The sequence below is a fragment of the Amycolatopsis sp. NPDC104775 genome (assembly GCF_055583325.1).
In genome coordinates this window covers 189,546-206,912 of the sequence record NZ_JBVJOE010000005.1, presented here as the reverse complement: position 1 = coordinate 206,912, position 17,367 = coordinate 189,546, and the positions used below count along the sequence as shown (strand labels likewise).

General features: G+C 71.2%; 18 protein-coding genes. 10 read left to right on the top strand and 8 right to left on the bottom strand.

Features of this window, described 5'->3' with window-relative positions; all coding sequences use genetic code 11:
* The first annotated feature begins 4 nt into the window (after nucleotides 1–4).
* The gene (locus tag ACZ63D_RS23545) at nucleotides 5–802 is read left to right on the top strand and encodes a hypothetical protein (RefSeq protein WP_465356488.1); all 798 of its coding nucleotides are present in this window, start codon (nucleotides 5–7) and stop codon (nucleotides 800–802) included.
* A gap of 88 nt (nucleotides 803–890) precedes the next feature.
* Here ACZ63D_RS23545 and ACZ63D_RS23540 read toward each other — a convergent pair whose 3' ends face one another.
* Nucleotides 891–1,934: a ferrochelatase gene (locus ACZ63D_RS23540; protein WP_465356991.1), complete on the bottom strand. Its 1,044-nt coding sequence runs from the start codon at nucleotides 1,932–1,934 to the stop codon at nucleotides 891–893.
* An 87-nt stretch (nucleotides 1,935–2,021) separates the two neighbouring features.
* Here ACZ63D_RS23540 and ACZ63D_RS23535 point away from each other — a divergent pair, with 87 nt between their 5' ends.
* Nucleotides 2,022–2,606, top strand: coding sequence for a TetR/AcrR family transcriptional regulator (locus ACZ63D_RS23535; protein WP_465356487.1), 585 nt, complete (start codon nucleotides 2,022–2,024; stop codon nucleotides 2,604–2,606).
* Between the two features lie 374 nt (nucleotides 2,607–2,980).
* Complete coding sequence (locus tag ACZ63D_RS23530) at nucleotides 2,981–4,150, top strand: Cmx/CmrA family chloramphenicol efflux MFS transporter (RefSeq protein WP_465356486.1); 1,170 nt, start codon at nucleotides 2,981–2,983, stop codon at nucleotides 4,148–4,150.
* A 50-nt stretch (nucleotides 4,151–4,200) separates the two neighbouring features.
* On the opposite strand, the gene fabI is transcribed toward ACZ63D_RS23530, so the two are convergent.
* Nucleotides 4,201–4,968: an enoyl-ACP reductase FabI gene (gene fabI, locus ACZ63D_RS23525; protein ID WP_409180548.1), complete on the bottom strand. Its 768-nt coding sequence runs from the start codon at nucleotides 4,966–4,968 to the stop codon at nucleotides 4,201–4,203.
* A gap of 36 nt (nucleotides 4,969–5,004) precedes the next feature.
* Entirely contained in the window at nucleotides 5,005–5,709 is a 705-nt protein-coding gene (gene fabG / locus ACZ63D_RS23520; protein ID WP_465356485.1) for a 3-oxoacyl-ACP reductase FabG, read from the bottom strand.
* Nucleotides 5,710–5,876: 167 nt separating this feature from the next.
* Here fabG and ACZ63D_RS23515 point away from each other — a divergent pair, with 167 nt between their 5' ends.
* The 6 genes from ACZ63D_RS23515 to ACZ63D_RS23490 are packed head-to-tail and all read left to right on the top strand — an operon-like array spanning nucleotide 5,877 to nucleotide 11,121.
* Nucleotides 5,877–7,199 carry an MFS transporter gene (locus ACZ63D_RS23515; RefSeq protein ID WP_465356484.1) on the top strand — a complete coding sequence of 441 codons (1,323 nt, stop codon included), beginning with the start codon at nucleotides 5,877–5,879 and terminating at the stop codon, nucleotides 7,197–7,199.
* A 14-nt stretch (nucleotides 7,200–7,213) separates the two neighbouring features.
* Complete coding sequence (locus tag ACZ63D_RS23510) at nucleotides 7,214–7,879, top strand: response regulator transcription factor (protein WP_465356483.1); 666 nt, start codon at nucleotides 7,214–7,216, stop codon at nucleotides 7,877–7,879.
* A 3-nt stretch (nucleotides 7,880–7,882) separates the two neighbouring features.
* Nucleotides 7,883–9,271, top strand: coding sequence for a sensor histidine kinase (locus ACZ63D_RS23505; RefSeq protein ID WP_465356482.1), 1,389 nt, complete (start codon nucleotides 7,883–7,885; stop codon nucleotides 9,269–9,271).
* On the top strand, nucleotides 9,268–10,209 hold the full coding sequence (locus ACZ63D_RS23500) for a TAXI family TRAP transporter solute-binding subunit (protein WP_465356481.1): 942 nt from the start codon (nucleotides 9,268–9,270) through the stop codon (nucleotides 10,207–10,209). Before ACZ63D_RS23505 ends, ACZ63D_RS23500 begins: the two co-directional genes overlap by 4 nt.
* A 16-nt stretch (nucleotides 10,210–10,225) precedes the next feature.
* On the top strand, nucleotides 10,226–10,651 hold the full coding sequence (locus tag ACZ63D_RS23495; RefSeq protein ID WP_465356480.1) for an acyl-CoA thioesterase: 426 nt from the start codon (nucleotides 10,226–10,228) through the stop codon (nucleotides 10,649–10,651).
* Between the two features lie 8 nt (nucleotides 10,652–10,659).
* Nucleotides 10,660–11,121 (top strand): tRNA (cytidine(34)-2'-O)-methyltransferase, encoded by a 462-nt coding sequence (locus ACZ63D_RS23490; RefSeq protein ID WP_465356479.1) that lies wholly within the window; start codon nucleotides 10,660–10,662, stop codon nucleotides 11,119–11,121.
* 47 nt (nucleotides 11,122–11,168) lie between these two features.
* On the opposite strand, the gene ACZ63D_RS23485 is transcribed toward ACZ63D_RS23490, so the two are convergent.
* The 4 genes from ACZ63D_RS23485 to mobA all read right to left on the bottom strand — a co-directional run bounded on the left by ACZ63D_RS23485 (nucleotide 11,169) and on the right by mobA (nucleotide 14,893).
* Nucleotides 11,169–12,149: a VWA domain-containing protein gene (locus tag ACZ63D_RS23485; protein WP_465356478.1), complete on the bottom strand. Its 981-nt coding sequence runs from the start codon at nucleotides 12,147–12,149 to the stop codon at nucleotides 11,169–11,171.
* Between the two features lie 55 nt (nucleotides 12,150–12,204).
* Nucleotides 12,205–13,086, bottom strand: coding sequence for a DUF58 domain-containing protein (locus ACZ63D_RS23480; protein WP_465356990.1), 882 nt, complete (start codon nucleotides 13,084–13,086; stop codon nucleotides 12,205–12,207).
* A gap of 76 nt (nucleotides 13,087–13,162) precedes the next feature.
* Nucleotides 13,163–14,227, bottom strand: a complete 1,065-nt coding sequence (locus ACZ63D_RS23475) for an AAA family ATPase (protein ID WP_037806526.1) — start codon at nucleotides 14,225–14,227, stop codon at nucleotides 13,163–13,165.
* A gap of 111 nt (nucleotides 14,228–14,338) precedes the next feature.
* On the bottom strand, nucleotides 14,339–14,893 hold the full coding sequence (gene mobA, locus ACZ63D_RS23470) for a molybdenum cofactor guanylyltransferase (protein WP_465356477.1): 555 nt from the start codon (nucleotides 14,891–14,893) through the stop codon (nucleotides 14,339–14,341).
* 92 nt (nucleotides 14,894–14,985) lie between these two features.
* On the opposite strand from mobA, the gene ACZ63D_RS23465 reads away from it, so the two are divergent.
* Nucleotides 14,986–15,780: a GNAT family N-acetyltransferase gene (locus ACZ63D_RS23465; RefSeq protein WP_465356476.1), complete on the top strand. Its 795-nt coding sequence runs from the start codon at nucleotides 14,986–14,988 to the stop codon at nucleotides 15,778–15,780.
* On the opposite strand, the gene ACZ63D_RS23460 is transcribed toward ACZ63D_RS23465, so the two are convergent.
* On the bottom strand, nucleotides 15,770–17,155 hold the full coding sequence (locus tag ACZ63D_RS23460) for an NlpC/P60 family protein (protein WP_465356475.1): 1,386 nt from the start codon (nucleotides 17,153–17,155) through the stop codon (nucleotides 15,770–15,772). The genes ACZ63D_RS23465 and ACZ63D_RS23460 overlap by 11 nt on opposite strands.
* Between the last annotated feature and the right edge of the window lie 212 nt (nucleotides 17,156–17,367).

Here is a 17,367-nt window from a genome sequence, read left to right as displayed (position 1 = left end):
GGTCGTGTGCCGACCCAGTGCGACCCTCGCCGTCTGGTCCTCCGCGTGGCTGAACGGGGCCGCGGCGTCCGACGACGTCCTCGACGCCTTGCAGGACTGGGCCGAGGCCCACGACGTCGTCGCGGCCGATCCCGCCGCGGCCGACGCGTTCGATCTTCCGCTCGCTTTCCACCGCGCGGCGACTCCGGTGCAGCTGCTGCTCGCGTTGCGGGCGCAGGGGGCGGCGAGCGTCCAGCTGGTGCTGCCGGTCCCGGGCGATGTGCGCGGCTTGGGCGGCGGCGGGCCGTTCGCCGAAGCGGCGTTGCGGTGCGGCGAAGCCGTAGTGCTCGGCGGGCTCGGGTTCGGGCTGGTGCCGGAGCCGATCGCCGAGGGCCTGATGCGGTGGACGGTGTATTCGCTGGGGGCGCCGGTTTCGCTGGAGTATCAGCCGTTGCCGGACGCCGAGCACGGGCTGACCGACGCGATCCGGGCCAGCGCGGGGGCGCTGCAGGCGTTGGACGTGGCCAGCGACCGGCCTGGGGTGCGGGCGGAGTTGTCGGCGCATATGCGGGCTCGGCCGCAGGTCGAGTGGCCTGCCGGGACGCCGGGCCGGGCGTTGCGGGTGTTGCAGCGGGCGGAAGAGATTTCGGCGATTCTGGCGGTGGCGCAGATGGATGACCCCGGCGGGGCGTTGTCGGCGTCGGCGGTGAATCGGCGGGCTGAGGCGTTGCGGCCGTTGGCGGAGGCGGTGCGCGGGGCTCGCACCGCGTCGGTCAACGAGGCGGTGCGGGTGTTCGCCGAGCAGGGGGATCGGCAGGTTTAGCGCGGTCCGGTTCGGGTTCCGCCTGGCGGCGGGTCGTGAGGGGAAGCCTGACGGAATCTGATTCCCTCAGGCTTCCCCTCACGGACGATCAGCGAGCAGGGCGGCGCGGGGGTTCGCAACAGCCGACCGCGCAGGGCGCACCGTTGAGGGTGCAGCCTGCCGCCGGGAACGGGGACAGTTTCCGGGCGGGGGCGTCGGCCAGGTGTTCGCGGACCAGCTCGACCACCATTTCGGCGAACCTCGGGTCGGCGTCCGGCGTCGCGGCACGAGCGAAGGCCATGCCGTGCTCGGCGGCTCGGTCGGCGGCCTCGTTGTCCAGGTCCCAGATGACCTCGAGGTGGTCCGCGACGAAGCCGATGGGGCTGACCACCACCGATTCCACGCCTTGGGCGTGCAGGGCGTCGATGTGGTCGACGATGTCCGGCTCCAGCCACGGGATCTGCGGCGGTCCGGAACGCGATTGCCAGACGACGTCGTACTCGGCGACTCCGGCTTCGGCGGCCACGAGGCGGGCGGCTTCGGCGATCTGGCTCGAGTAGCGGCGGCCGCCTTCGGACGGCGGGCCGGAGGCCAGGTCGGCGCTTTCCGGGATCGAGTGGGCGGTGAAGACCGTGCGGACGCCGGGGCGGTCGCCGAGTTCCGCGTGGGCGGCGCGGACCGCGTCGGCGACCGCGGCGACGAACAGCGGGTGGTCGAAGAACTGGCGCAGCTTCACCAGTTCCGGCGCGTCCTCGCCGACGGCGGCGCGGGCTCGCTCGATGTCCTCGTCGTACTGGCGGCACGCGGAGTAGCCGCCGTACGCGCTCGTCGGGAACACCAAAGCCCGGCGGACGCCCGCGTCCTTCATCTCGGCCAGGGTGTCCTCGACCATCGGCGCCCAGTTGCGGTTGCCGAAGTGCACGGGCAGCTCGATGTTCTCCGCCGCGAGCTGCTTCTCGACCGCGGCGATCGCCGCCCGGTTGAGCCGGTTGATCGGCGAGACCCCGCCGAAGTGCTGGTAGTGCTCGGCGACCTCGAGCAGCCGCTCGCGCGGCACGCCCCGGCCCCGGGTGACGTTCTCCAGGAACGGCATCACCTCGTCAGGCCCCTCCGGACCGCCGAACGAAAGCCATAGCAACGCGTCGTAACCCACGGTGCTCATCCTGCCCCTGTGGCGCTCCGCACGCCTCGGCACCCCAGTTGTGTATTGCTCTGTCCAAAATGTGTTAGCGTGGTCCACATGCCGAGGCCACGCGAGTTCGACGAGACCGAAGCGCTGGAAGGCGCGATGAACGCCTTCTGGGCGCGGGGATACGAAGCGACCTCGACCGAAGACCTGTGCACTGCCACCGGCCTAGGCCGAAGCAGCATCTACAACACCTTCTCCAGCAAACACGAACTGTTCCGGCGCGTACTGGACCACTACTCGCACCGCGGCATCCGGCTGCGGGAAACCCTCCTGGACGACGCCCCGGACGGACTAGGCGCCATCCGCCTGCTCCTGGCCTCGACAATCGACGACGAGCTGGAAAACGGCAGACGCGGCTGCCTGATGGTGAACACCATCGCCGAATTCGGCACCGCTGACCCAGAAATAGCGGCGCAGGTGAACGCAGACACCGAAGCGCACCTTTCCGCACTGACCCACTTCGCCCGCACCGGCCAAGCAGACGGCAGCGTAACCCGCGACCGAGACGCCACCGACATCGCGAACTTCATCCACGCCACCATCTCCGGCCTGCGCACCATGTCCAGACGCGGCGCAGAGCGAAAAGCCCTGACCTCAGTAGCAGAAATCGCAGCAAGCGCAGTCGCCCGCCGCTAACCAGCCACCCGCACAAGATGCGCCCCAGCGCGGGCGCATCCCATGCACCCCATCCCGCGTTCGGCGCCAGACACACCCAATGCCACATAGGAGCACCACCCCACCCACCCGCACCCGAAGCACCCAACGCATCGAGGCACCCACACCACCCCCGCACCCCGATACGAAGCCTTCTCTGCGGTTAGCACACTCGGGCTTCGGGGTGCCCCACGCCACCCCCACGGCAACGTCGCCCCCAGGCGACGAGCCGCCCCTCCACCCCCGAGACCACCGCCGCCCTTCGCCCTCCCGCCGCGCCAACGACGACGCGGCACTACCCGACCCCAAAAATCCGCCCCAGTTTTGTACCACCGATTCCAGAAAGAGAGACCCCCGTGCCCCCAGCCGTCTTCATCCTCGGCCTCAGCATCTTCGCCCTGGGCACCTCCGAGTTCATGATCACCGGCCTCCTCCCCGGAATCGCCGCCGACCTGAACGTCACCATCCCCGACGCAGGCCTCCTCATCTCCGCCTTCGCCGTCGGCATGGTCCTCGGCGCACCGCTGCTCGCAGTCGGCACCATCCGCCTCCCCCGCCGAGCCACTCTCCTCGGCCTGCTCGCCGTATTTACCGCAGCACACGTCATCGGCGCAGTGTCGGACGGCTACGGCATCCTCTTCGCCACCCGCGTCGTAAGCGCCGTAGCCTGCGCCGGATTCTGGGCAGTCGCCGCCGCGACCACCGTCGACCTCGTGCCGCAAGCCCGCCGCGGCCAGGCGCTCGCGGTGCTGGTCGGCGGTCTCACCGTCGCGAACGTCGTCGGCGTCCCAGCAGGCACACTGCTCGGGCAGCACGCGGGCTGGCGGAGTGCGTTCTGGGCGGTCGCCGCGCTGACCGTCATCGCCGCCGTCGCCGTCCTGCTGTCGGTTCCGCGCATCGCCAAGGAAGCCGAAGCTCCGCGGATCGCCGAAGAACTGCGGGTGTTCCGCCGCCCCCGGTTGTGGCTGGCGCTCGGTGTGATCGCGCTGCTGCAAGCGATGGTGTTCGCGACGTTCAGCTACCTCGCTCCCCTGCTGGTCTCCGTCGCGGGGCTGCCCGAATCCGGCGTGCCGGTGGTCCTCGCGCTATTCGGGGGCGGTGCGGTGATCGGCATCTTCGCGGGCGGCAAGCTCGCCGACACGTATCCCTTCGCGACGCTCTACGGCAGCCTCGGCATCGCCGTCGCCGCGCTCGTCGCGCTCGCCTTCGCCACCAACCCGGTCGTCGCGATCACTGCCGTGCTGGTCCTCGGCGCGGCTGGGTTCGCGGCGAACCCGGCGCTCAACGTGCGGGCCTACGCCGAAGCGGGCGGCACCTCCACGCTTATCGGCGCGAGCACGACCTCCGCGTTCAATGTCGGGAACACCGTCGGCCCGTGGCTCGGCGGGACGACGATCAGCGCCGGGCTGGGCTTCTCCAGCGTGGCGTGGGTGAGCGTCGCGCTCGGGGCGCTGGCACTGGTGGCTCTGACGTGCGCCCTGCGTCTGCACCAGCGTGACACCGCGCCGCAATTGGTGGCCGCTTAACGGAAAATGGCCCCGCGGGAAGGTTCCCGCGGGGCCATTTCAGCGACAAATCAGATGCCGAGCGCGTGCACTCCGCCGTCGACCATGATCATCGACCCAGTGGTCGCCGGGAGCCAGTCGGACAGCACGGCGCAGACCGTCTTGGCTGTCGGCTCCGGGTCCGAGGAGTCCCAGCCGAGCGGTGCGCGGCCGTCCCAGCCGCCCTCGAGCTCGCCGAAGCCGGGGATGGACTTCGCGGCCATGGTCTTCATCGGACCGGCGCTGACCAGGTTGACCCGGATGCCCCGCGGGCCGAGTTCCTTGGCCAGGTACCGGTTCACCGACTCCAGCGCGGCCTTCGCGACGCCCATCCAGTTGTAGACCGGCCAAGCGACGCGCGCGTCGAAGTCCATGCCGACGATCGAGGCGCCGCGGCCGAGCAGCGGCAGCGTCGCGACCGCGAGCGACTTGAACGAGAACGCCGAGACGTCCACCGCGACCTTGACGTCGTCGCTGGGAGCGTCCAGGAAGGGCGCGCCGAGGCAGCTCTGCGGCGCGAAGCCGATCGAGTGCAGGACGCCGTCGAGGCCGTCGACGTGCTCGCGGACGCGGTCGGCGAGCGAGTCCAGGTGCTCGGAGTTCGTGACGTCCAGTTCCAGCACCGGGGCGGGCTCGGGCAGCCGCTTGGCGATGCGCTCCACCAGCGACAGCCGTCCGAAGCCGGTGAGCACGACCTTCGCGCCCTCCTGCTGGGCGATGCGGGCCGCGTGGAACGCGAGCGAGGCGTCGGTGATGACGCCGGTGATCAGCAGCCGCTTGCCTTCGAGCAATCCGGGCAACACGTCCTCCAGGTCGTGGGTTCTTCTCGGGAAAGGTCAGTGGCCGAGGCCGAGGCCGCCGTCGACGGGCAGCACCGCGCCGTTGACGTAGCCCGCCTCGTCCGAGGACAGGTACCGCACCGCGGCGGCGATCTCGGCTGGTTCGGCGTAGCGGCCGGACGGGACGCTGGCGAGGATCTCCTTGCGCCGGTCCTCGGGCAGCGCGTCGGTCATGTCGGTGTGCACGAAGCCGGGGGCGACCACGTTCGCGGTGATGTTGCGCGAGCCCAGCTCCCGCGCGAGCGAACGCGCGAAGCCGACCAGGCCCGCCTTCGAGGCGGCGTAGTTCGCCTGCCCGGCCGAGCCGGAAAGGCCCACCACGGACGAGATGAACACGAACCGGCCCCAGCGGGCGCGCAGCATGCCGCGCGAGGCCCGTTTGGCGACGCGGAACGCCCCGGTGAGGTTCGCGTTCAGCACGCGCTCGAACTGCTCCTCCGACATCCGCATGAGCAGGGTGTCGTCGGTGAGCCCGGCGTTGGACACCAGGACCTCGACCGGTCCCTGGTGCTCCTCCACGAGCTTGAACGCCTCGTCCACCTGCTCGGCGTCGGTGACGTCGGCCTGAACGCCGAAAAGCCCCTCCGGCGCGCCGGACCCGCGGTGCGTGACCGCGACCTGGTGGCCCTGCTCGGCGAGGTCGCGGGCGATTGCCAGCCCGATGCCCCGGTTGCCGCCGGTGACCAAGACCGACCGTCCCACTGCGTTCTCCTCGTCGTCTTCGCGGTTGCGCCAGCGTGAGGCTATCGGCTGCGCTGACCGGCGGCGCACCCGGCACTCCCGTCCTAAGCGACGGTAAGGAACCGCGCCTCGACCTTGATGGTTACTGCCCGGTTGGTCACCGTGAGTCGCGACACAGGAGGTCAAGGATGACTACCCGGATCCAGGACGCCGGTTCGGCGCGGGACGAGCGGCGCGTGGTGGGCAACGTGCTGCGCGGCTCGATCGGAAATCTCGTCGAGTGGTACGACTGGTACGCCTATTCCGCGTTCACCGTCTATTTCGCGAAGGCGTTCTTCCCCGGCGGCGACGCCACGGCGCAGTTCCTCAACACCGCGGCGGTGTTCGCCGTCGGATTCCTCATGCGCCCGCTGGGCGGCTGGCTGCTCGGCCGGTTCGCCGACCGGTACGGCCGGCGTTCGGCGCTCGTGCTCTCGGTTTCCATGATGGCGGCCGGATCGCTGCTCATCGCGGTGACGCCCGGCTATTCGACGATCGGCATCGCGGCGCCGATCCTGCTGGTGTTTTCGCGGCTGCTGCAAGGGCTTTCGGTCGGCGGCGAGTACTCCACCTCGGCGACGTATCTGTCCGAAGTGGCCACTCCGGGCAAGCGCGGGTTCTACTCCAGCTTCCAGTACGTGACTCTCGTCGGCGGGCAGCTGCTCGCGCTCGGGCTGCAGCTGATCCTGCAGAGCGTGCTTTCCGACAAGCAGATGGGCGACTGGGGCTGGCGGATCGCGTTCGTCGTCGGCGCGCTCGCGGCGGTGATCGTGATGGCGCTGCGGCGGTCGATGGACGAGTCCGAGAGCTACCAGCGGGTGACCGAAGGCGCCGAGACCGGCAAGGGCGAGCGCGGCACGCTGCGCCAGCTCGTGAAGTACCCGCGCGAGATCCTGCTCGTCGTCGGCCTGACGCTCGGCGGCACGGTCGCGTTCTACACCTACGCCACCTACACGCAGAAGTTCCTGGAGAACACCGCGCACATCCCGCGCCGCACGGTCACCGTGATCATGTTCCTCGCGCTGCTGGTCTTCGCGATCCTGCAGCCGCTGGCCGGACGGCTGTCGGACAAGATCGGCCGCCGCAAGCTGCTGATGTTCTTCGGCATCGCGGGCACCCTGCTGACCGTGCCGATCATGACCCTGATGGCGCACACCAGCCAGCCGTTCCTCGCGTTCCTGCTGCTGCTCGGCGCGCTGGTGATCGTGACCGGCTACACCTCGATCAACGCGATCGTGAAGGCCGAGCTGTTCCCGACGCGGATCCGCGCGATCGGCGTCGGCCTGCCTTACGCGCTCACTGTCGCGATCTTCGGCGGGACCGCGGAGCTGATCGCCCAGGCGCTGAAGAAGGCGGGACACGAATCGCTCTTCTTCTGGTACGTCGCGGGCTGCGTCCTCGTCTCCCTCATCGTGTACGCGACAATGCGGGAAACTTCGCGTTCGTCCGCTCTCGAACGCGGCGAGGACTGATCGGGAGGACGGCCGTGCGCGTGCTGCTCGTGGAGGACGACACCGGGGTCGCCCGGGCACTCGCCGAAACGCTGCAGGCGCACGGCCACTCGGTCACCGCAGTCGGCCGCGGCTCGGACGCCCTCACCCGGCACCGGGACGCGGATCTGCTGCTGCTCGACCTCGGCCTGCCGGATCTCGACGGCCTCGACGTGCTGCGCAAGATCCGGCAGGTGTCGCCGGTGCCGGTGATCGTGCTGACCGCGCGCGACGACGAACGTTCCGTCGTGCGCGCGCTGCGCTTCGGCGCCGACGACTATCTCGCGAAACCGGTGCGGATGGCCGAACTTCTGGCCCGGATGGACGCCGTGGCGCGGCGGGCGGGAAGCTCCTCCCCCGCGCCGAAAGACCCGGTGGTGCGGATCGAGGACGTCGAGATCGATCTCGGGGCGCGCCGGGTCGTGGTCGGCGGCCGCGACATCGGACTGACCACCAAGGAGTTCGCGGTGCTGGCGGTGCTCGCGGCGCGGCCCGGCACCGCGGTGAGCCGCCAGCAATTGATGGACGAGGTGTGGGGCGACGCGTACCTCGCCGTGTCGCGTTCGCTGGACGTGCACATGACTCAGCTGCGCGCGAAGCTCGACCGGCCCGGGCTGCTCACCACGATCCGCGGCTTCGGCTACCGGCTCGGCCGGAGCTGATCGGTGCGCGCTCGCCTGCTGGCTGTCCTGGTCCCGCTCGCGCTGGCCGTCGTGGCGGCGTTCGCCGTGCCGCTGCTGTCCGCGACCGCCGACCAGCGGACCCAGCGGCTGGTGATCTCGCGCAACAGCGACGTCGACCGCTTCGTGGTGCTCGCGCAGCAGGCCGTCGATTCCGGCGACGCGACCGCGGTGAACGCCGACGCGCGGCAGTATTCGTCGTTATACAGCGAAGGCGTCCTGATCGTCGACGCGCAACGACGGCCACTGGTCGAAACCGGGGGTCTGACCAGCGGCGATCCGGAAGCGCGGACGCTCATCGAGGCGACGCTGCGGAACGAGCCGGAAGCGCCGGTCGAGCGGATCCGGCCGTGGTCGGGCGATCCGGTGCTGTTCGCCCGCCCGGTCGGGACCGGGACGCGGGTGTCCGGGGTGGTCCTGCTGCGCGCTTCGGTGACCGCCGCGGCGGCGGACGTCGGGGCGGCGTGGAGCGCGATCGCGGCCGGGGCGCTGGTGGTCGCGGCGCTGTTCGTGCTGCTGGCGGTCCTGTTGTCGCGGTGGCTGGTGCGGCCGTTGGTGGAACTGGAGACCGGCGTGCTGGCGGTCGCGGGCGGGCGGCGGGCACAGGTGCCGGAACGGTCCGGCCCGCGCGAACTGCGGTCGCTCGCGGCGTCGGTGAACCGGATGTCCGACGCGGTCGTCGAGTCGGCGAACCAGCAGCAGCGGCTCGTCGCGGACACCTCGCATCAGCTGCGGAACCCGATGGCCGCGCTGCGGCTGCGGCTCGATCTGCTCGGCACCGAGGTCGAGAACCGCCCGGCCTACGAGGCCACCGTGGCGGAAGTCGAACGGCTGGAACGGATTCTCGACGGCCTGCTCGCGCTGGCCACCGCGGAAAGCACCGCGACCCGGCTCGCCGCGCGCGCCGACGACGAGCACGCCGACCTGGCCGCTGTCGTGGCGGAACGGGTCGACGCGTGGCGGTTGTCCGCCGACGAAGCCGGCGCGACCCTCGTGCCGTGCGCGGGGCATACCGAGCCGCTGCTGGTGCGCACGCCGGAGAGCGAGCTGGCGCAGATTCTCGACGTCCTGCTGGACAACGCCGTCCACCACGCCGGTCAGGGAGCGACCATCACCGCCGCTTGGGAGTCCACTTCGGACACTGTCACGCTGATCGTCACCGACGACGGTCCCGGCCTCCCGCCGGAGGACCTCGCCCGGGCCACCGAACGGTTCTGGCGCGCGGGCGGCGACGGCGCGCCGCGCGGCACCGGCCTCGGGCTCGCCATCGCCCGCGAGCAAACCCGTGCCCGCGGCGGAGTTCTGGAGCTGCGCACCGTCGAACCGCACGGCCTGCAAGTCCGGATCACGCTGCCCGCGGCGGTGGCGCCGTGACCGTCACCCGCCGCGCCGCGATCCTCGGCGGCCTCGGCCTCGCGCTCGCCGCCTGCGACGACACCTACCGCGGCCCGGACCGGCAGATCACCATCGCGGCCGGCGAACCCGGCGGCTTCTACCTGGCTTTCGCCGAGGTCCTGGCCGCCGAGCTGGCGCGCGCCGAACCGCGGCTGCACTGCAGCGCGCTTCCCACCGAGGCGAGCGTCGAGAACGTCCAACGCGTCCAGGACGGAACAGCCGACTTCGGCCTGGCTCTCGCCGACGTGGCGCAATCCGCCAGCACCGGCGGCGCGCCGTTCGGGAAACCCGTTCCGCTGCAAGCACTCGGCCGCGTCTACGAGAACTACCTGCAGCTCGTCGTCCGCGCCGAGGACCGGCTCGCCGATCTGCATTCGCTGGCCGGACGGCCGATCTCGGTCGGCGCGAGCCGGTCCGGAGCCGCGCAGCTGGGCGAACGGGTCTTCGCCGCGAGCAACGTCCCGGTGCGCGCTCAGCACCTCCCGTTGAACGACGCCGTGACCGCCCTGCACGACCGGCGGATCGACGCGTTCCTCTGGTCCGGCGGGATCCCGACGCCCGCGCTCGCCGACCTCAACCGCGCGACGCCGCTCTCGCTCATCCCGCTGACCTCGGTGCTCCCCCAGCTGCGCAAGGCCTACGGTCCGCTGTACGAGCAGGTGCAGGTGCCCGCGGGGGCGTACCGCGGGGTCGGCGCGCTCGGCACCATCGGCGTCGCGAACCTGCTGGTCTGCTCCCCCAAGCTGCCCTTCGACGTCGCCGCGGCGGTTGTGCGGGTGCTCGCCGGGCGCGCCGCCGAACTCGTGCCCGCGCAGGCCGTCGGGACGCAGTTCCTGGACGTGCGGACGCTCATCGGCACCCAGCCCGTCCCGCTGCACCGAGGTGCGGCCGACACCTACCGCGCGCTGCACGGCTGATCGCTAGATTGGGCGGGTGACCGAACGCCGCCCTCTTGTCGAAATGCCCCTGCGCGTGCGCTACCACGAATGCGACGGTCAGGGGATCGTCTTCAACGCGCATTACCTGGCCTACGCGGACATGGCGGCGTTCGAAGCGGAGAGAGCGCTCTTCGGCTCGCACGACGCGCTGCTCGCCACCGGGGTCGACGTGGTGGTCGCCGAATCGAACCTGCGGTACTTCGCGCCGTGCCGCTTCGACGACGAACTGGTGGTCGCGGTGTACCTCGTGCATTTGGGCACCACGTCGATGCAGTTCGAGCTGGAGGTCCGCCGCGGCGACACGGTGACGACCGAGATCCGGCTGCGGTACGTGTTCGTCGACACCGAGAACCACCGCAAGGCCGAACCGCCGCCGGAGGTGCGCGCGGCTTACGCGAAGTATCTCCCCGAGGCAGCGTGAGGCAGGCCGTGTTCCGAGTTCTCTTCTACCGCCCCGAAATCCCGCCCAACACCGGCAACGCGATCCGGCTGGCCGCGAACACCGGATGCGAGCTGCACTTGGTGGAGCCGCTGGGATTCGCCTTGGAGGACAAGCAGCTCCGCCGCGCCGGGCTGGATTACCACGACCTCGCACGAGTCCACGTGCACGCGGATCTGGCCGCGGCGTGGGAAGCCTTGCTGCCGTCGAAGGTGTATGCGTTCAGCGCCACCGCGACGCGGCTGTACACGGATGTCTCTTACGCACCGGGCGATGTGCTGATGTTCGGGCCTGAGTCCGCCGGGTTGCCGGACGAGGTGCAACGGGCGGCGGAGGTCACTGACCGGCTTCGGTTGCCGATGCTGCCGAACAACCGGTCGCTGAACCTGGCCAATACCGCAGCGATCGCCGTCTACGAGGGGTGGCGGCAGAACGGCTTCGCCACGCCGTGAAGGACTCCGTGCGGGAATCTGATTCCCGCACGGAGTCCTTCACGGACCTAGGGCAGTCTCTGGCCGAACAGCAGCGCGGTCGCGGCTCCGGCCATGAGGACGATCGTGCCGAGCACCACCCACGGTTTGCTGGCGTCGGCGTTTTTCAGCTCGTAGCCGATCTGCTCCCCCAAGTCGGCGTACACGCGTTTCAGCTCGTCCGCGCTCGCCGCCTTGTAGAACTCGCCGCCGGAGAGGCGGGCGATCTCGCGCAGCGATTCGTCGTCCACGCGGACGTCCTGCTGCTTGCCCTCGATGTCGACCGACCCGTGCTCGGTGCCGAACGAGATCGACGAGATCGGCATTTGCGCCTGTTTCGCCGCCTGTGCCGCGGTGTACGCGCCGCGCGGGGCGTAGAGGTCTTCCGGCACGGTCTGCTTGCCGTCGCTCATCAGCACGATGCGCGCGGGCGGCGGGCCGTCCGCGCCGCCGACCACCGCGGAGAAGCTCTGGATCGACTGCATCGCCGCGTAGATGCCCTCGCCGGTGGCGGTGGACTGGGCGAGCTTGAGGTTGTCGATCGCCTTCGTCACGCCCGCCCGGTCCGTCGTCGGGTTGACGAGGACGGTCGCGGTTCCGGCGAACGAGATCAGGCCGAGGTTGATGCCGGGCGTCATGTTCTGCGCGAACTGCTTCGCCGCGTCCTGCGCCGCTTTCAGCCGCGTCGGCGCGACGTCCGTGGCCTCCATGGACAGCGACACGTCGATCACCAGCATGACTGTCGCCCGGTTGCGCGGCACTTTCTGCTCCGCGGTCGGGCCCGCCAGCGAGACCGTCAGGAACAGCAGCGACAGCACGATCAGCACGGCGGGAACGTGCCGGATCCAGCCCTGCGCCTTGGGCGCGACTTTCTCCAGCAGTTCGAGGTTCGCGAACCGCATCACCCGGCGGCGCCGCTGCCGCTGCGACAGCACGTACGCGGCCGCCACCGCGGCGACCGCGATCAGCAGCAGGAACCACCACGGCGTGCTGAATCCGGCGAGGCTCATGCCGTCGCCTCCTTACTGGTTGCCCGGGCGGCGGTCGCGGGAAGGACGAGCGCGCTCATGCGACGCCTCCCGACCAGCGGCGCTTGCGGGCGACCACGAACCGCACCATGTCCGCGATCCAGTCGGAATCGGTGCGCAGCACCAGATGCGCCGCACCGGCCCGGCGCAGCGCGGCCGCGACCGCCTGCCGGTGCGCGTTCGCCGCCGCGCCGAATTCCTTGCGCAGCAACGCCGAAGCGTGCACTTCGCGCTGCCGTCCGGTCTCCGGGTCGGCCAGCACGACGGTGCCGACGTCCGGCAGGTCCACGTCGCGCGGGTCGAGGATCTCGATGGCGATCAGCTCGTGCCTTCCGCCGAGCGCGCGCAACGGGCGCTCCCAGTCCATCGGGCCGAGGAAGTCGGAGATCGCCACCGCCAGGCCTCGCCGCCGCGGCGGACGGCGCAGCTTTTCCAGCGCCCCGGCGAAATCGCCGCGGACCCCTTCGGCGGCGCGGGGCGTCTCGGCGAGCCGCCGGACCAGCCCGCGGGCGTGCGGAAGCCCGCCGCGAGCCGGGAGCCGCGTGATGTTTTCGCCGTTGGACACGAGCGCGCCGATCCGATTTCCGCCGCCCCCGGTCAGGTGCGCGACCGCCGCGGTGGCGCATACCGCCAGGTCGCGCTTCTCGCACAGCGCGGTGCCGAAGTCGAGGCTCGCCGACATGTCCGCGACGACCCACGTCTCCAGCTCGCGGTCCGCGACCGTCTCGCGGATGTGCGGCGTCGTCGTGCGCGCGGTGACCGCCCAGTCCATCCGGCGCACGTCGTCGCCGGGCTGGTACGGCCGGGCCTCGCCGGGTTCCGAACCCGGGCCGGGGACGAGCCCGAGGTGGTTGCCTTGAAGCAGCCCGTCGAGACGGCGGCGCACTTCGAGTTCGAGGGTGCGCAGTCCCGCTTCCATCCGGTCGCCGCGCAGGATCGGCGGCGCCCAGCCGGGACGTCCGCCCGGTTCCTTCGAGGAGGTGCCAGCCACGCCGCTACCTGACGGGCGCGCCCGCCGGCACCGGGCCGGCGCCGCCCTGCGGCCGGGCCGAAACCTGCGGCAGCGGCACGGTCTGCAGCACGCGGGTGACGATGTGGTCGACCGGAACGCCGTCGGCCAGCGCGTCGTAGGACAGCACGAGCCGGTGCCGCAGCACGTCCGGCACGACGTCGACGACGTCCTGCGGAAGCACGTAGTCCCGGCCGCGCACCAGCGCCAGCGCCCGCGCCGCGGCGATGATGCCGAGGCTCGCGCGCGGCGAGGCGCCGTAGGACACCCAGCCCGCGACGTCGGAAAGGCCGTGGTCGTTCGGCGTGCGCGTGGTGAGCACGAGCCGCACCACGTAGTCGACCAGCGCGTGGTGCACGAACACCTGCGACGCGACGCCCTGCAGCCGCACCAGCTCCGCCGGGCTCAGCACCTCGTGCGGCTCCGGCGGCGTGACGCCCATCCGGTAGATGATCTCGCGCTCCTCCTCGGCGGAGGGGTACTCGACCAGGATCTTGAACAGGAACCGGTCGCGCTGGGCTTCCGGCAGCGGGTACACGCCCTCGTTCTCGATCGGGTTCTGCGTGGCCAGCACGAGGAACGGGTCGGGCATCGGGAAGGTCTTGCCGCCGATCGACACGTGCCGCTCGGCCATCACCTCCAGCATCGCCGACTGCACCTTCGCCGGGGCGCGGTTGATCTCGTCGGCGAGCACGAAGTTCGCGACGACCGGGCCCAGTTCGACGTCGAAGCGCTCGGCGCCCTGGCGGTAGATCCGGGTGCCGAGGATGTCGGCGGGCACCAGGTCGGGGGTGAACTGCACGCGGGAGAACGATCCGCCGACGACGCGCGCGAACGTCTCGACCGCCAGCGTCTTCGCGACCCCGGGCACGCCTTCGAGCAGCAGGTGCCCCTTCGCCAGCAGCCCGACGAGCATGCGCTCCACCAGCCGGTCCTGGCCGACGATGACGCGCTTCACCTCGAACACGGTGCGTTCCAGCAGCTGGGCGTCCCGCGCCGGGGTGCCGGGCTGCTGCCCGTTCGCTCCCTCGGCGAAGCCGGGCTCGGTCACTCTTCCTCCAGGGGTTCCGCGTCTGCGTGCTCGCCCGCGACCCTACTGGGTCTCGAACTTGCCGCGACGGTAGCCAATCGCATCGCCAGTGTGACAGCTGTGAAGCCCGTGTCAGCGGTGCTTTTCCAGGTCCTCCGGCGTGTCGATGTCGGCGCTCTCGCCGGGCTCGGCGGCGACCTCGGCGATCCGCAATCGGCCGAGCGCCCGGCGCAGCGACGCGTTTTCCGGACGTTCCGGCATCGCCTGGCGCACAGCCTCGGTGCGCCAGGCGCTCACCAGCCATTGCCGCTCCCCCGCAGCATCGACGAGCACCGCGCCGTCCGCATCGACCACTGCGGATCGCAGCCGGTCCACAGTGGAGCGCCGGATCCCGGGGAGATCAGCAGCGAGCAGTACGACGATTTCCGCGGTGACCGCCTCCAGCCCAGCGGCCAGCGCCGCGACCGGTCCGGCTCCGGGAACGGCTTCGCGGGTCCAGACGACCGCGTCGTAACCCGGCCGCCGCGGCCCGCACACCACGATCGGCTCCGCTCCCGCCAGCGCCTCGACCGCCCGGCCCAGCAAGGAGATCCCGCCGATCCGCAGCTCCGGCTTGTCCACTCCGGACAGCCGGCGCGCGGACCCGCCGGCCAGCACGATCCCGGCGAACCGGGGGCTCTCAGTCATGTCCCCAGGGTGCCCGGCGCGGGAAGCCCCGCGCGTCAGGGGGCCGCGAAAACCCGCGCGCGCTGCGGGGCCGCTGGCGTTAAGTTGCCGACGTGCCCGACGCCGCGCGGCTGCTCGCCGCTTACGACCGCGAAGTCCGCCGAGCCGAGCTGACCCAGGCCGAGCCCGGACAGCAGCTTACTGTCGACGGCCCGCTGGCCCGCCTCACCGGAGGCCGCCGCGGGTTCGTCTCCGGCCCGCCCGACCTCGGCGCGACCGGTGCCGCGCTCGACGACCTGATCGCCCGCCAGCGCGCGTTCTTCGCCGCCCGCGGCGAAGAGTTCGAGTGGAAGACCCGCAGCCACGACCGTCCCGCGGAACTGCCGGACCGGCTGCTCGCCGCCGGTTTCACGCCCGAGGAGACCGAGACCGTGCTGATCGCGCCGCTCGACGCGGTGGCCGCTTCGGCCCCGCCGTCCGCCGAGGTCGTCGTGCGGGAAGCCAGTGGCCACGACGACCTGCTCCGCATCGCGACGCTCTCGGCGTCGGTGTTCGGCCACGACGAAGCCGCCGTCGCCGCCGACTTGCTCGCCCGCGCTCGCGACGATGCGGGGACCACCACGCACGTCGTGGCGGAAGCGGACGGCCGGTTCGTCGCAGCGTCCCGGCTGGAAGTGGTGCCCGGCACTGGATTCGCGGGACTCTGGGGCGGCGCGACACTGCCCGAATGGCGCGGCCGGGGTCTCTACCGCGCGCTCGTGGCGCACCGCGTCAGCGCGGCACGGGCCCGCGGAGTGGCTTACCTCCAGGTCGACGCGCTGCCCACCAGCCGCCCGATCCTCGAACGGCTCGGCTTCACCGCGGTCACCGAAACGACGCCGTACGTCTGGAGCCCGCTCAGCCGATGAGACGCGTCGCGTACGGCATGATCCCGCCGTAGCGGACCGGTGCCACGCGCACGTACGAACCCGACTGCGGGGCCTCGACCATCTGCCCGTTGCCCAGGTACAGCGCGACGTGGTGGATATTGCCCGAGTTGCCCCAGAACAACATGTCTCCTCGGCGCATCTGCGACAACGGCACCCGGCGGCCGGACGTGTACTGGTAGCCGCTGTAGTGCGGCAGTCCCTGCACCCCGGCGAAGGCGTAGATCATCAGGCCGGAGCAGTCGAAGCCGATCTTGCGGTAGTCGCCGTACTGGTCGGCCACGCCGCCGTCGCGGATGCCGCGGGTCGGGCCGCTGCCGTTGCCGCCGCCCCACGCGTACGGCATGCCCACTTTGGACAGCGCTCGCGCGATCACGGCTTCGATGGAGCTGCCCGCCGCCGGGGACGGACGTCCGCGGCTCCCGCCGCCGTTGTCACCGTCGTCGTCGTTGTTGTTGTTCGCCGCGGCTGCCCGCAGGGCCGCCTGCCGCGCGCGCTCCTCGTCCTCGCGCTGCTTCTGCGCGAGCCAGTCCTGGTAGCGCTGGCGCTGCCCCTGCAGGCCGTTGACCTTCGCCTGCGCCGCGTACAGCTGCTGCTCGACGGAGTTTTTGCTGGCTTCCAGCTGCGTGTTCTGCGCGGCCTGGGCCTGTTGCGCGGACACGGCGGCGGACTGCGCGGCGTCCGCGTTGCCCTTCGCCCGCGTCGCCGCGTCCTGCTTCTCCTGCGCTAGTTCGAGCGCCTTGCGCGCGGCGGAGTCCTTGTTGGACTTGTCGGTCTGCGCCTGCTGGAGCCGCTCCATCGCGTTGATCCGCGAGCCGCCGATGGAGTTGAGCAGCTGGGCGCGGGCGAGCAGGTCCTTCGGGCTGTCCGAGGTCAGGTACGCCGAGATCGAGCCGATCGTGCTGCCCTGCTCGAAGCTCGCGGCGGCGAACTTCTTCGCGTCCGCACGGGCTTTCTCGATCGCGCCGGCCGCCGCGTCCGCCTCCTGGCGCGCGGACTTCGCGTCGTTCTGCGCCTGGGTCGCCGCGTCCTGCGCGGTCTGCAGGTCGACCAGGGCCTTCATGGCCTGTTCCTGCTTGAGCTCGACGTTGTCCTGCAGCTGGCTGAGCTTCTGCTCCGCCTGCGCGAGCTGGTTCGTGAGCCGGCCGACCTCGCCCGCCTTCGCGTTCGCGTCGCCCTTGGCCGAATCGATCGCCGAATCGCTGGGGTTCGGCGGCGGCGGGGGCACCGCGAGCCCGGTTCCCGCAGCGCCGAGCAGGGCCGCGAGGGAAACCGCCGCCACCGTCAGGCCGCGCCGGGCTCCCGCGCCGCGCACCTGCGCGCCCGCCGTCCCGGACCGTCCCCGCCGGACTCTCACGCCCCGCCACCTCCGCTCGCCGGCAGTCCCGTTTGGACACACCGCGTACCACTGCAGTCACACCACTATCACAAGCCTCAGCGGGAACTTACACACCACGGAGATCATTTCCCCTGTTCGGGGGACCTCGCGCGGCAGCGTGTCCGGATGGCGTACGTCACTCCGCGTGCCGTCTTGAACGAAATACAGGACACGCGTACTGTTTGGGGCGA